Origin of the sequence: Kribbella sp. NBC_01484, assembly GCF_036227145.1 — a bacterium.
Classification (GTDB): Bacteria; Actinomycetota; Actinomycetes; order Propionibacteriales; family Kribbellaceae; genus Kribbella.
In genome coordinates this window covers 363,646-377,677 of record NZ_CP109437.1, presented here as the reverse complement: position 1 = coordinate 377,677, position 14,032 = coordinate 363,646, and the positions used below count along the sequence as shown (strand labels likewise).

Annotated in this window: 11 protein-coding genes and 1 rRNA gene; 11 read left to right on the top strand and 1 reads right to left on the bottom strand. The window is 67.4% G+C overall.

Annotation, left to right across the window (positions count from 1 at the left end):
- The first annotated feature begins 174 nt into the window (after positions 1-174).
- From argC to OG555_RS01690, 8 genes are all read left to right on the top strand, one after another.
- On the top strand, positions 175-1,206 hold the full coding sequence (gene argC, locus OG555_RS01725) for an N-acetyl-gamma-glutamyl-phosphate reductase (RefSeq protein WP_329480498.1): 1,032 nt from the start codon (positions 175-177) through the stop codon (positions 1,204-1,206).
- Entirely contained in the window at positions 1,203-2,405 is a 1,203-nt protein-coding gene (gene argJ, locus OG555_RS01720) for a bifunctional glutamate N-acetyltransferase/amino-acid acetyltransferase ArgJ (protein WP_329480496.1), read from the top strand. The genes argC and argJ overlap by 4 nt, the downstream gene beginning before the upstream one ends.
- Complete coding sequence (gene argB / locus OG555_RS01715; RefSeq protein WP_328518927.1) at positions 2,402-3,289, top strand: acetylglutamate kinase; 888 nt, start codon at positions 2,402-2,404, stop codon at positions 3,287-3,289. The genes argJ and argB overlap by 4 nt, the downstream gene beginning before the upstream one ends.
- On the top strand, positions 3,286-4,488 hold the full coding sequence (locus OG555_RS01710; protein WP_329480494.1) for an acetylornithine transaminase: 1,203 nt from the start codon (positions 3,286-3,288) through the stop codon (positions 4,486-4,488). Before argB ends, OG555_RS01710 begins: the two co-directional genes overlap by 4 nt.
- Complete coding sequence (gene argF, locus OG555_RS01705; RefSeq protein WP_329480492.1) at positions 4,485-5,420, top strand: ornithine carbamoyltransferase; 936 nt, start codon at positions 4,485-4,487, stop codon at positions 5,418-5,420. The genes OG555_RS01710 and argF overlap by 4 nt, the downstream gene beginning before the upstream one ends.
- Positions 5,417-5,971 (top strand): arginine repressor, encoded by a 555-nt coding sequence (locus OG555_RS01700; RefSeq protein WP_329480490.1) that lies wholly within the window; start codon positions 5,417-5,419, stop codon positions 5,969-5,971. The genes argF and OG555_RS01700 overlap by 4 nt, the downstream gene beginning before the upstream one ends.
- Before the next feature lie 66 nt (positions 5,972-6,037).
- Positions 6,038-7,453 (top strand): argininosuccinate lyase, encoded by a 1,416-nt coding sequence (gene argH, locus OG555_RS01695; protein ID WP_329480488.1) that lies wholly within the window; start codon positions 6,038-6,040, stop codon positions 7,451-7,453.
- 21 nt (positions 7,454-7,474) lie between these two features.
- Positions 7,475-8,158: a DNA-3-methyladenine glycosylase gene (locus OG555_RS01690; RefSeq protein ID WP_329480486.1), complete on the top strand. Its 684-nt coding sequence runs from the start codon at positions 7,475-7,477 to the stop codon at positions 8,156-8,158.
- Here the strand turns inward: OG555_RS01690 and OG555_RS01685 are convergent.
- Positions 8,155-9,102 (bottom strand): LLM class flavin-dependent oxidoreductase, encoded by a 948-nt coding sequence (locus OG555_RS01685; RefSeq protein ID WP_329480484.1) that lies wholly within the window; start codon positions 9,100-9,102, stop codon positions 8,155-8,157. The genes OG555_RS01690 and OG555_RS01685 overlap by 4 nt on opposite strands.
- A 111-nt stretch (positions 9,103-9,213) precedes the next feature.
- Between OG555_RS01685 and OG555_RS01680 the strand changes: the two genes are divergently transcribed.
- The 3 genes from OG555_RS01680 to OG555_RS01670 all read left to right on the top strand — a co-directional run bounded on the left by OG555_RS01680 (position 9,214) and on the right by OG555_RS01670 (position 13,695).
- The gene (locus OG555_RS01680) at positions 9,214-10,251 is read left to right on the top strand and encodes an App1 family protein (RefSeq protein ID WP_329480482.1); all 1,038 of its coding nucleotides are present in this window, start codon (positions 9,214-9,216) and stop codon (positions 10,249-10,251) included.
- A gap of 59 nt (positions 10,252-10,310) precedes the next feature.
- Positions 10,311-11,615 carry a tyrosine--tRNA ligase gene (tyrS, locus tag OG555_RS01675; protein WP_329480480.1) on the top strand — a complete coding sequence of 435 codons (1,305 nt, stop codon included), beginning with the start codon at positions 10,311-10,313 and terminating at the stop codon, positions 11,613-11,615.
- Between the two features lie 562 nt (positions 11,616-12,177).
- Positions 12,178-13,695, top strand: a 16S ribosomal RNA gene (locus OG555_RS01670).
- Positions 13,696-14,032 lie beyond the last annotated feature (337 nt).

Here is a 14,032-nt window from a genome sequence, read left to right as displayed (position 1 = left end):
TGTGACATGAGCTGGGTCACAGCTGTGCAGCTCGACAGGATGTAGTCCTCGTCGAGCGAGGTGGTGAACGAACCGGCAGGCGTGCGGGATGCTGTACGTAGATGGGTACGTCCTGTCGGAGTGCACAGCCGGTGTCTGTTGGATATTCTTCCGGAGCATGGCATACTCATTCATATGAGTGTGAAGGTGGCGGTGGCCGGGGCCAGTGGATATGCGGGCGGTGAGTTGCTGCGGTTGCTGAGCGGCCACCCGCAGGTCGAGATCGGCGCACTGACCGCCGCAGCGAGTGCCGGTACGGCGCTCGGCGCGCACCACCCGCACCTCGTGCCGCTGGCCGGGCGCACCCTGGTCGAGACCACGGCGGAGACGCTGGCCGGTCACGACGTGGTGTTCCTCGCCCTGCCGCACGGACAGTCCGCCGGAATCGCCGAGCAACTCGGCGAGGACGTCACCGTGATCGACTGCGGCGCGGACTTCCGGCTGACCGAGGCCGAGGCGTGGGTCGAGTTCTACGGCGGTGAGCACGCCGGCTCCTGGCCGTACGGACTTCCGGAGCTCCCGGGGCAGCGGGACAAGCTCCGCGGTTCGCACCGTGTCGCCGTACCGGGGTGTTATCCGACGGTCTCCACGCTCGCCCTGCTGCCCGCCGTACAGAACGGCCTCGTCGATCCCGGCCAGCTGGTGGTGGTCGCGGTCAGCGGGACGTCCGGCGCGGGCAAGGCGCCGAAGCCGCACCTGCTCGGCGCCGAGGTGATGGGGTCGGCCTCCGCGTACGGCGTCGGCGGGGTCCACCGGCATACCCCGGAGATCGAGCAGAACCTCACGCCGTACGCCGAGCAGCCGGTGAGCGTCTCCTTCACCCCGGTGCTCGTGCCGATGTCCCGCGGCATCCTTGCCACCTGCAGCGCACCGGTTGCCGACGGCACCGATGTGGCGACGCTGCGGCAGGCCTACGAGGATGCCTACCGCAACGAGCCGTTCGTGCACGTGCTGCCCGAGGGACAGTGGCCGCAGACGCAGGCCACCCTCGGCGCGAACACCGTGCAGCTGCAGCTCGCCCTCGACCCGCGCACCGGCCGCGCCGTCATCGTGGCCGCGATGGACAACCTCACCAAGGGCACCGCCGGCGGAGCCGTGCAGTGCATGAACCTGGCCGTCGGTCTCGACGAGACCCTGGCCCTTCCCCTCGTAGGAGTAGCCCCGTGACCGTAGCCGTCACCCCGGACACCCAAGTCGATCGGAGCGCCGGGGTCACAGCGCCGGCCGGCTTCCGTGCGGCCGGGGTGATCGCCGGGATCAAACCGGCAGGCACGCCGGACCTCACCGTCGTGGTCAACGAGGGCCCGCACGATGTGGCCGCCGGAGTCTTCACCACCAACAAGGTGAAGGCCGCGCCCGTGCTCTGGTCCCAGCAGGTCCTGACCGCCGGCAAGCTGAAGGCCGTCGTCCTGAACTCCGGCGGCGCCAACGCCTGCACCGGACCCGAAGGCTTCCAGGACACGCACCAGACCGCGGAGAAGCTGGCCGAGGTGCTCGGTCTCGGCGCGGCCGAGATCGGGGTCTGCTCGACCGGCCTGATCGGCGAGCGGCTGCCGATGGACAAACTCATCCCCGGCATCGATGCGGCCGTGGATGCGCTGGGCAACGGTCCCGAGCACGGGCTGGCCGCGGCAACTGCGGTGATGACGACCGACAACGTGCCGAAGCAGGCTGTGCTGAAGCACGCGGACGGCTGGAGCATCGGCGGGTTCGCGAAGGGCGCCGGGATGTGCGCGCCGAACATGGCGACGATGCTCAGCGTCATCACGACCGACGCCGTACTCGACCAGCCGCACCTGGACCACGCGCTGCGGAACGCCGTCGGCAAGACCTTCAACCGGCTCGACGTCGACGGGGGAACGTCGACCAACGACACCGTCCTGCTGTTGAGCTCGGGCGCGTCCGGGGTGAGCGTCAGTCCGGAGGAGTTCGAGGCCGCTCTGGCGATGCTGGCCGGCGACCTGGTGAAGCAACTTCAGGCGGATGCCGAGGGCGTCACCAAGCACATCAGCATCACCGTGCAGGGCGCGGCGACCGAGGCGGAGGCGCTGGCCGCCGCGAAGGTCGTTGCTGAGGACAACCTCTGCAAGACGGCGTTCTTCGCCTCCGATCCGAACTGGGGACGGATCGCGATGGCGGTGGGCAACGCCCCGACCGCGTTCGACCCGTCGTTGCTCGACATCACCTTGAACGGCGCGCCGGTCTGCGTTGCCGGTGACAAGGGCGTCGACCGGTCCGAGGCGGACCTGAGCGGCCTGGAGATCGACGTACTGATCGACCTGCACGCCGGCCCGGCGTCGGCCACGGTGCTCACCACCGACTTGTCGCACGCGTACGTCGAAGAGAACTCGGCGTACGCGTCATGAGTCTGACGACGACGCACGCACAGGCGGTCGAGAAGGCCGCGGTCCTGACCGAGGCTCTGCCGTGGCTGAAGGAGTTCCACGGCAAGACGGTTGTGGTGAAGTACGGCGGGAACGCCATGGTGGACGAGGAACTCAAGCGCGCGTTCGCCGAGGACATCGTGTTCCTCCGGTACAGCGGCGTCCGGGTCGTCGTGGTCCACGGCGGCGGCCCGCAGATCAGCGACATGCTCGGCCGGCTCGGCATCGACAGCGAGTTCCGCGGCGGCTTGCGAGTCACCACGCCGGAGGCGATGGACGTCGTCGGCATGGTCCTGGTCGGCAAGGTCGGCCGTGAGTTGGTCGGTCTGCTCAACGCACACGGTCCGTTCGCCGTCGGCATGTCTGGTGAGGATGCCGGCTTGTTCACCGCGGAGCGTCGGACGGCGATCGTCGACGGCGAGTCGGTCGACATCGGGCTGGTCGGGGACGTGGTCGACGTACGGCCGGAGGCGGTGATCGATCTGATCGACGCCGGCCGGATCCCGGTCGTGTCGACGATCGCGCCGGACGAGGACGGCCAGGCGCACAACGTGAACGCCGACACCGCGGCCGCCGCGCTGGCGGTCGCGCTCGGCGCCGAGAAGCTGGTCGTGCTGACCGACGTGGCCGGGTTGTACCGGAACTGGCCGGACAGCGACGAGATCATCACCCAGATCGACGCGGCCGAGCTGGCCGAGTTGCTGCCGTCGCTCGCGTCCGGCATGGTGCCCAAGATGGAGGCCTGCTTGCGCGCGGTCGAGTCGGGCGTCTCCCGGGCGACCGTGATCGACGGGCGGGTGCCGCACTCCCTGCTGCTGGAAATCTTCACCGACGCCGGAAGTGGAACCCAGGTGATTCCGTCATGACCGAACTGCTGACCGTCGACGGCACGCAGAATGCTCTCACCGAGCGGTACACCAGTGCGCTCATGAACACCTTCGGTGCGCCGAAACGGGTGTTGGTCCGCGGCGAGGGCGCGTACCTGTGGGATGCCGACGGCAACAAGTACCTCGACCTGCTCGGCGGACTCGCGGTGAACTGCCTCGGCCACGCGCACCCGTTCGTGGTGTCCGCCGTGACGTCGCAACTCGCCACCCTCGGCCATGTCTCGAACTTCTTCGCGTCGGCACCGCAGATCGCGCTGGCCGAGAAGCTGCTCGGCCTGTTCGATGCCCCCGGCAAGGTGTTCTTCACCAACTCCGGCACCGAGGCGAACGAGGCGGCGTTCAAGATCACCCGTCGCACCGGGCGGACCAAGATCGTCTCGACCGTCGGTGCCTTCCACGGGCGGACCATGGGCGCGCTCGCGGTGACCTGGAAGCCGGCGTACCGGGAGGCCTTCGCGCCACTGCCCGGCGACGTGGAGTTCGTCCCGTACGGCGATGTGGACGCGCTGGCCGCGGCTGTCGACGACGAGACCGCGGCCGTCGTGCTCGAGCCGATGCAGGGGGAGAACGGCGTCGTCGTACCGCCGGCCGGATACCTGCAGGCGGCGCGGCGGATCACCTCGGAGCACGGCGCGCTGCTGTGGCTCGACGAGATCCAGACCGGGATCGGCCGGACCGGGACGTGGTTCGCGTTCGAGCCCGAGGGGATCACACCGGACCTGGTGACCGTCGCGAAGGGCCTCGGCGCGGGGATCCCGATCGGTGCGTGTATCGGGCTGGGCGCGGCCGCGGACTTGTTGCAGCCGGGCAACCACGGGACGACTTTCGGCGGCAACCCTGTCGCGGCGATCGCGGGTCTCGCCGTCCTGACGGTGATCGAGCGGGACGGGCTGCTCGCCCAGGTGAATGCCGTCGGCAACCACCTCGCGTCGTCGATCATCGCGCTCGACCATCCGCTGATCGCGGGCGTGCGCGGTCGCGGGCTGCTGCTGGCGATCGAGCTGACCCGGCCGGTGTCGGACCAGGTCGCCGCGCTGGCGCTGGCCGCCGGGTTCGTGATCAACAACCCGATTCCGGACGCGTTGCGGCTGGCGCCGCCGTACATCCTGAGCAAGGCTGACGCTGATAGTTTCGTCGCGGCCCTGCCCGGGCTGCTGGACCAGGTGGAGACCCGATGACCGTCAGGCACTTCTTACGTGATGATGACCTCAGTCCGGTCGAGCAGGACGAGGTGCTGACGCTGGCTGAGCAGATGACGACGGACCGGTACGGACACCAGCCGCTGGCCGGCCCGAAGACGGTCGCGGTGATCTTCGACAAGAACTCCACCCGGACCCGGATCTCGTTCACGGTCGGCATCACCGAGCTGGGCGGCCTACCCATGGTCATCGACGCGCAGAGTTCGCATCTGGGGCGCGGTGAGCCGATCGCGGACACCGCGCGGGTGCTGGAGCGGCAGGTAGCGGCAATCGTCTGGCGGACGTCCGGGCAGACCCGCATCGAGGAAATGGCGGGAGCCTCGCGGGTGCCGGTGATCAACGGGCTGACCGATGAGTTCCACCCGTGCCAGATCCTCGCCGACCTGCAGACCGTGCGGCAGCACAAGGGATCGACCGCCGGGCTGAAGCTGGTCTACCTGGGTGATGGTGCCAACAACATGTCGCACTCCTATCTGCTCGGTGGTGCGACGGCCGGGATGCATGTGGTCATCGCCTCGCCGGCCGCCTACCAGCCCGATCCGGCCATCCTGGCTCGTGCGGCCGAGATCGCGGCGTCGACCGGAGGCTCGGTCGCTTGGACGGCGGATCCGGTGGCGGCGGCCGACGCCGCCGACGTGGTGGCCACGGACGCATGGGTGTCGATGGGGCACGAAGCCCAGGTCGCCGAGCGGGCGGAGCCGTTCGTCCCCTACGCGGTGACCGAGGAACTGATGGCGAAGGCAAGCTCCGACGCGATCGTGCTGCACTGTCTGCCCGCCTACCGCGGCAAGGAGATCGAGGCGGCCGTGATCGACGGACCGCAGTCGGTCGTCTGGGACGAGGCCGAGAACCGCCTGCACGCGCAGAAGGCGCTGCTGTCCTGGCTGCTGGCAAGGAGCTTCGCAGCATGAACGTGGCAGTGCCGACGACCAAGACTGCGCGTCAGCAGCGGATCGTCGATCTGCTCGGGCGGCAGCCGGTGCGCTCGCAGACCGAGCTGGCCGACCTGCTCGCGGCGTCCGGCCTCGTCGTCGGCCAGGCCACGCTGTCCCGCGACCTGGTCGAGATCGGGGCGGTGAAGGTCCGCGACTCGTCCGGCCAGCTCCTGTACGCCGTACCGGGTGAAGGCGGCGACCGTACGCCGCGAGCCGGCGAGGCGGCCGCCTTCGAAGCCCGGCTGGGCCGAGTGGCGTCGGAACTGCTCGTGAGCGCCGAGGGCAGCGCCAACCTGGTCATCCTGCGAACCCCGCCGGGGGCGGCTCAGTACTTCGCGTCGGCGATCGACCACGTGGGACTGGACGACGTCCTCGGCACCATCGCCGGCGACGACACGGTCATGGTCGTCTCCCGCAACCCCACCGGCGGCGAGGCCCTCGCGGCCCGCTTCCTGGGCCTGGCCGAACGCGCCGACACCAAGCCGGACCACACGGTCGTACCCCTCAAACACCTGACCGACGACTGACTGGCAGCCCGACCTGGCCACCCGCCGTCAGCCGCCCACTCCGAAGCCAAGTAAAGGAAATGTGAGATGAGTACGGGAGAAAGCGCTGCCCTGTGGGGTGGGCGGTTTGCGGGCGGGCCGGCGGATGCGTTGGCGGCGTTGAGCAAGTCGACCCAGTTCGACTGGCGGCTGGCGCCGTACGACGTCGCGGGGTCGAAGGCGCATGCGAAGGTGCTCCACCGAGCTGGACTGCTGACAGACGAGGATCTGGAGAAGATGCTCGCCGGGCTGGATGAGCTGCTGGCTGACGTACTCGCGGGGCGCTTCCTGCCTGCCGAGGGCGATGAGGACGTGCACACGGCGCTCGAGCGCGGGCTGCTGGACCTGCTGGGGGCCGAGCTGGGTGGGCGGTTGCGTGCCGGGCGGTCGCGGAACGACCAGGTCGCCACGCTGTTCAAGGGCTACCTGCGCGAGCACGGCCGAATCATCAGCCGGCTGCTGCTGGAGCAGGTGAGCACGCTCGCCGAGCAGGCCGAGAAGCACCTCGGGGTCGCGATGCCGGGCCGGACTCACTTGCAGCACGCGCAGCCGGTCCTGCTCTCGCACCACCTGCTCGCGCACGCCTGGCCGCTGATCCGCGACCTCGACCGGCTGGCCGACTGGGACGCCCGCGTCGCCGCGGACTCGCCGTACGGATCGGGCGCGCTGGCGGGCAGCTCGCTGGGGCTGGACCCGCAGTTCGTCGCGACCGAGCTCGGCTTCACCAACTCCTCGGCGAACTCGATCGACGGGACCTCGTCGCGCGACTTCGTGGCCGAGTTCGCGTTCGTCACCGCGCAGATCGGGGTCGACCTGTCCCGGCAGGCGGAGGAGGTGATCATCTGGGCGACGAAGGAGTTCGGCTTCGTCGAGCTGGACGACGCGTTCTCGACCGGGTCGAGCATCATGCCGCAGAAGAAGAATCCGGACATCGCCGAGCTCGCCCGCGGCAAGGCCGGCCGGCTGATCGGTAACCTCAGCGGCCTGCTCGCGACACTGAAGGCGCAGCCGCTGGCGTACAACCGAGACTTGCAGGAGGACAAGGAGCCGGTCTTCGACTCCATCGACACGCTCGAGGTGCTGCTGCCCGCCTTCACCGGGATGATCCGGACGCTGCGCTTCAACACCTCGCGGCTGGAAGAGCTCGCGCCGCAGGGCTTCTCGCTCGCGACGGACATCGCCGAGTGGCTGGTCCGGCAGAAGGTCCCGTTCCGGGTCGCCCACGAGGTCGCCGGGGCCTGCGTGCAGGAGTGCGAGAAGCGCGGCATCGAGCTCTGGGACCTCACCGACGAGGACCTGGCCGCCATCTCACCCTCGCTCACCCCGGACGTCCGCTCGGTGCTGACGGTGGAGGGCTCGCTCGCCTCCCGGAACACCCGCGGCGGTACGGCGGCCGAACGGGTCACCGAGCAACTGGCCGAACTCCGCACCCGCGCCACCGCTCTCACCGAACGCCTCGCCTGACGCTCGTCTAGGGTGCTGCGCATGCCCGTACGCCGCTCGCTGCTCGCGGGTCCCGTCCTCGACGTGGCCCCGAAGCTCCTCGGCATGGTCCTGCGCAGCACCACCGACGAGGGGACGGTCGCCGTCCGCCTCACCGAGGTCGAGGCGTACGACGGCCCGAACGACCCCGGCTCGCACGCCTACCGCGGCGAAACACCGCGGAACGCGGTGATGTTCGGCCCACCCGGATTCCTCTACGTCTACTTCACCTACGGCATGCATTACTGCATGAACGTGGTCGTCGGCCCGGAAGGCCGGCCCTCAGCGGTCCTGCTCCGGGCCGGCGAGATCATCGAAGGCCTCGACCTGGCCCGCGCCCGCCGCGGCCAACCCGACGCCCAGAAGGTCGTCGTCAACCAGGCACGTGCCGGTGTCCGAGCCGGACCGGTCGTCAAACGGCCCAACGGCAATCCGGACCGCGACCTCGCACGCGGCCCGGCCCGGCTGTGTGTTGCCCTCGGCATCGGACGGGACGGCAACGGCGCAGACCTGCTCGCCAAGGACTCGCCCATCCAGCTTCTCCCCGGCCCCGGCTTCGACGGCGAACCGTCCACCGGTCCCCGGGTAGGTCTCCGCGAAGCGGCCGACTGGGCCTGGCGCTTCTGGATCCCGGGCGATCCGACGGTCTCGCCGTACCGCCCGCACGTCCCGAAGCGCCGCGCCTAACGCTTGGCCAGCTCGAGGACGTAGTCGAGCTGCGGAAGACCGTGCTCCACCTCCGGATCCGGGAACAGCCCGATGTGATGCACCCCGGCCGCCTCCAGTGCGTCGAGGTGCGTGGCCGCGTCGTCCAGCGTGCCGATCGCCCCGATCTGCGTCCACCAGTCGACCGGCATCCCCACGAGCCCTTCGACGCCCGACTCGTCGAACAGCTTCTTCATGTCGTCGAAGAACGGCAGCGCGGTCACACCCGGGTGCTTGTCCCCGATCCGCCATCCCAGCCACGGCGCCGTCCACTCGTACGCCGTCTTGCGGTCACTCCGCACACACATCGCAGTGAACACGGCGACCACGAACCCCTCAGGTGATCCGGCGTACTCGACCGACTGACGCACGTACGGCGGCGTCGCGGGCTCCGCGAGTACGACGCCTCCCGCGACCCGGCCGGCCAGTGCCATCGACTTCGGTCCCATCACGCCGAGCAGGATCGGCGGCGGCTCGACCGGCGGCGCGTCCAGCTTCACATCCTTCAGGTAGACGGCCTTGCCCTCGAAGCTCACGTTCTCCCCGGCGAGCAGCCGGGTGACGGTCGTGGTGACCTCTTCGAGCGTGGTGAGCGGCGACTTCGGCCGGACGCCCATCTGGCCCATCCACTCCTGCACGCCATGGCCGATGCCGGGCAGGAACCGCCCCGGCCCGAGCGCCTCCAGCGTCGCGAACTCCATCGCGGTCACCGCGGCGGTGCGGGCGACCGCGGGCACGATGCCGAGGCCGATCTTGAGACGCTCGGTCGACGTCAGAGCGGCCGACACCAACGACGGTCCGGCGGTGAAGAAGCAGTCCTCGATGATCCACAGTTCGTCGGCCCCGCCTTGGTCCAGACGGCGGGCCACGTCGGTGACGAGGGCGGCGGGGTAGGTGCGCGGGAAGCACATTCCGAGAGCGGTCATGCGAAGACGGTAGAGGCAGGCGCCGACAGTTCGCCGAGGAGTCGGTAAAGGTCTTCCCACGGGTGGCGGGGGAGCGAGCGTAGGTGACCTCGCTCCGGGTAGGTTTCCGGTATGGCCCGTCCGCACTACGCCTCCCGTCTCGAGGACTGGTTCAACATCGGGGTGCAGGCGATCCTCCGGCGTCGCGGCTGGCGGGAGCGGATCATCCCGCATGTCGGCTACGGGACCTCGGAGTTCGTCCGGGTGCTGGCCCGCGTCGTCCTCGGCCGGGACCCGCGCAACCAGCCGCGGTTCGACGAGGACCAGGTGGTGCGGGGCTGGAAGGTGTTCGTCACCGCGCCGGCGACGAAGGTGCCGGTCTCGGTCACGGTCGGCGGGCAGACGTTCGAGGCGATCAGCGACCGGGGTGGGTTCATCGATCTCACCGTTCCGGTGGTGCTCCCGCCGGGCTGGCACGAGATCAACCTCGGCGTGCACGGCGAGCGGCAGGCCAGGGCCCGGGTCTACGTCCCTGACCCGGATGCGACCTTCGGACTGGTCAGCGACATCGACGACACGGTCATGCTGACCATGCTGCCGCGGCCGATGATCGCCGCCTGGAACACGTTCGTCCGCGATGAGCAGGCGCGTCGCGTCGTACCAGGGATGGCAGAGCTGTACGACGAGCTCCTGGCGGACCACGCGGGTGCGCCGATCTTCTACCTGTCCACCGGTGCGTGGAACACGGCTCCGACGCTGACCCGCTTCCTGGCCCGGCACGGGTACCCGGTCGGACCGTTGCTGCTGACGGACTGGGGGCCGACCAACACCGGCTGGTTCCGCAGCGGGCAGGAGCACAAGCGGACCGCACTGCGCCGGCTGGCGAAGGAGTTCCCGAACGTCCGCTGGGTCCTGGTCGGCGACGACGGCCAGCACGACCCCCAGTTGTACGGCGACTTCGCGCAGACGCACCCGGATCACGTCCGCGCCATCGGCATCCGTCAGCTCACCCCGGCCGAGCAGGTGCTGTCCCACGGTCTTCCCGTTCCCAACCCGGACCCGGGTGCCCACGATCCACAGCGGCCGACGGCTGCCACGGTCCAGGGGCCTGACGGCCATGCGCTCCGTCCGCAGCTCCGCGACGTACTGACGCGTCCCGAGCCCACCTGAGGCTCGTCGGCTCGAGTACAGGACACTTGTAGCTGACCGACGTACTCGAGGAGAGCCAAGTGACCGACAGCGGGACCGCACGCCGCACCCAGGTGCTGGATGACCTGGACAGCCGTGGCCTGATCGCCCACTCCACCGACCCGGACGCCCTGCGGGCCTCGATGGCGGCGGGACCGATCACCTCCTATGTCGGCTTCGACCCCACCGCACCCAGCCTGCACATGGGCAACCTGCTGCAGCTGCTGACGCTTCGACGGCTCCAGCTGGCCGGCCACAACCCCATCGGCCTCGTCGGTGGCGCCACCGGTCTGATCGGCGACCCCAAGGAGAGCTCCGAGCGGGTGCTGAACCCGAAGGACGTCGTCCACCAGTGGGTCGAGCGGGTCCGCAGTCAGGTGGAGAAGTTCGTCGACTTCGACCCGGCACTGCCGAACCCGGCCCGGATCGTCAACAACTACGACTGGACCAAGGACCTCAACACGCTCGACTTCCTGCGGGACATCGGCAAGCACTTCCCGGTGAACCGGATGCTCGGCCGTGAGGTGGTGAAGGCCCGGTTGGAGCAGGGGATCAGCTACACGGAGTTCAGCTACGTGCTGCTGCAGTCACTGGACTACCTGGAGCTGTACCGGCGCTTCAACTGCACGCTGCAGACTGGCGGTAGCGACCAGTGGGGGAACCTGACTGCCGGAGTCGAGCTGATCCGCCGTACTGACGCCGGCAAAGCGCACGCCCTGGCTACGCCACTGGTGACCAAGGCCGACGGGACCAAGTTCGGGAAGACGGAGTCCGGATCGGTGTGGCTGGATCGGGAGCTGACGTCGCCGTACGCCTTCTACCAGTTCTGGTTCAACAGCGACGACCGCGACGTGATGCAGCTGGTGCGGTTCTACACGTTCCGCACGGTGGATGAGATCGCAGCCCTCGAGCAGGCGACGATGGAACGTCCACAGGCCCGTGAGGCGCAGCGTGTACTCGCGGAGGACGTCACAACGCTGGTGCACGGCGCTGAGGAGACGAGGAGAGTGCAGGAGGCATCCAGGGCGCTCTTCGGCCAGGGGGAGCTGGCGTCCCTCGACGGCTCCACACTCGTCGCCGCACTACGCGAAGCACCCCATGTCGAACTAGGCGCCGGCGAACCGATGCCGACGTACGGCGATCTGCTGGTGAAGGCGGGACTGGTCGCCAGCAAATCGGCTGCGCGGCGGACGGTCGCCGAAGGCGGTGGATACCTCAACAACGAGAAGGTGAAGGACGCCGAGTACGTGCCTGGCACGGACGATCTGCTGCCCGGGGGAGTGCTGGTGCTGCGCCGCGGGAAGCGTTCGTTTGCAGGCGTTCTGGCCTCGCGGCCGCAGGACTGACGGCGGTCGGCTCCACTCCCACATCTGGGTTGCCGAGAGCAAATTACAACCGTGTGATCCTGCCCACCGGGAACCGATTTGACCGGCTACCTGCGAGCCACGTAATGTTCTTCTTGTTGGAGCGAGGCGCGGGACGCGAAAGCGGCCGGTCGCTCCGAACCCCCCAAGGCTAGCTCAGTCGAAACGCGTCCTCGGACTCGGGTCGGCAGCTCAGACGCGGCGGGTGAGCGGAAAAACTGGGACTTGACTCGGTGGATCTGCTCCGGTAGAGTAACGCAGGTTGCCCCGGGGTCCTCAGCTGCAAGGCTGGGACGCGGTGTGCGTCCGATTCTTGAGAACTCAACAGCGTGCCGAAAGTCAATGCCGAAATTGTATTATCCCCGTACATGGGCTTCGGATGATGTTCTGCCAGGGATCTTTGTGGTTTTTGGTGGGGGTTGTTTGTTGTCTGTGTCGGATTCCTTTGAAATATTTTCTGGATTCAAGTCAGTTTGATTTGTTTCTGATGTTCAGAGGATCACTCGATGTGTCGGCTCACCGGTTTTCCGGTTTGTCATATTTTTCAACGGAGAGTTTGATCCTGGCTCAGGACGAACGCTGGCGGCGTGCTTAACACATGCAAGTCGAGCGGTAAGGCCCCTTCGGGGGTACACGAGCGGCGAACGGGTGAGTAACACGTGAGCAACCTACCCTCAACTTTGGGATAAGCCTCGGAAACGGGGTCTAATACCGGATATGACTTCCGCCTTCATGGGTGGGGGTTGAAAGTTCTGGCGGTTGGGGATGGGCTCGCGGCCTATCAGCTTGTTGGTGGGGTAATGGCCTACCAAGGCTTCGACGGGTAGCCGGCCTGAGAGGGCGACCGGCCACACTGGGACTGAGACACGGCCCAGACTCCTACGGGAGGCAGCAGTGGGGAATATTGCGCAATGGACGAAAGTCTGACGCAGCAACGCCGCGTGAGGGATGACGGCCTTCGGGTTGTAAACCTCTTTCAGCAGGGACGAAGCGAGAGTGACGGTACCTGCAGAAGAAGGACCGGCCAACTACGTGCCAGCAGCCGCGGTAATACGTAGGGTCCGAGCGTTGTCCGGAATTATTGGGCGTAAAGGGCTCGTAGGCGGTTCGTCACGTCGGGAGTGAAAACTCGGAGCTTAACTCCGAGCCTGCTTCCGATACGGGCAGACTAGAGGTAGGCAGGGGAGAGCGGAACTCCTGGTGTAGCGGTGGAATGCGCAGATATCAGGAAGAACACCGGTGGCGAAGGCGGCTCTCTGGGCCTTACCTGACGCTGAGGAGCGAAAGCGTGGGTAGCGAACAGGATTAGATACCCTGGTAGTCCACGCCGTAAACGTTGGGCGCTAGGTGTGGGGGACATTCCACGTCCTCCGTGCCGCAGCTAACGCATTAAGCGCCCCGCCTGGGGAGTACGGCCGCAAGGCTAAAACTCAAAGGAATTGACGGGGGCCCGCACAAGCGGCGGAGCATGCGGATTAATTCGATGCAACGCGAAGAACCTTACCTGGGTTTGACATATAGGGAAATCTCGCAGAGATGCGGGGTCCGTAAGGGTCCTATACAGGTGGTGCATGGCTGTCGTCAGCTCGTGTCGTGAGATGTTGGGTTAAGTCCCGCAACGAGCGCAACCCTCGTCCTATGTTGCCAGCACGTTATGGTGGGGACTCATAGGAGACTGCCGGGGTCAACTCGGAGGAAGGTGGGGATGACGTCAAGTCATCATGCCCCTTATGTCCAGGGCTTCACGCATGCTACAATGGCCGGTACAAAGGGCTGCGAAACTGCAAAGTGGAGCGAATCCCAAAAAGCCGGTCTCAGTTCGGATTGGGGTCTGCAACTCGACCCCATGAAGTCGGAGTCGCTAGTAATCGCAGATCAGCAACGCTGCGGTGAATACGTTCCCGGGCCTTGTACACACCGCCCGTCACGTCATGAAAGTCGGCAACACCCGAAGCCGGTGGCCTAACCCTTGTGGAGGGAGCCGTCGAAGGTGGGGCTGGCGATTAGGACGAAGTCGTAACAAGGTAGCCGTACCGGAAGGTGCGGCTGGATCACCTCCTTTCTAAGGAGCATTGACGCCAGGTTCCGTTAAGGGTCTGGTGTCTACTCGTCGTTTCCTGGACGTCCGTTCCAGGGCGACGGTGCTTCGGAATGTGGAACATTGACCATTAGGCTCGGATCTCGAGCTGCGAGGCTAGTACTACCCACTTGTGGGTGTGGAACGTGGAGCGGTGAAGAGTGAAGGGCCGAGGCGCGCTGTTGGGTCCTGAGGAATCGGGCCCGGCTCACTGGACGTGATGTCTGGGGGGACGTGGACTGGTTTTTCTGGGTCACAGCCACACTGGATGGTTTTGGTGTGGTGGGTGGCTGGGGCCGGCTCTCACCAAACTGCTGGTGGG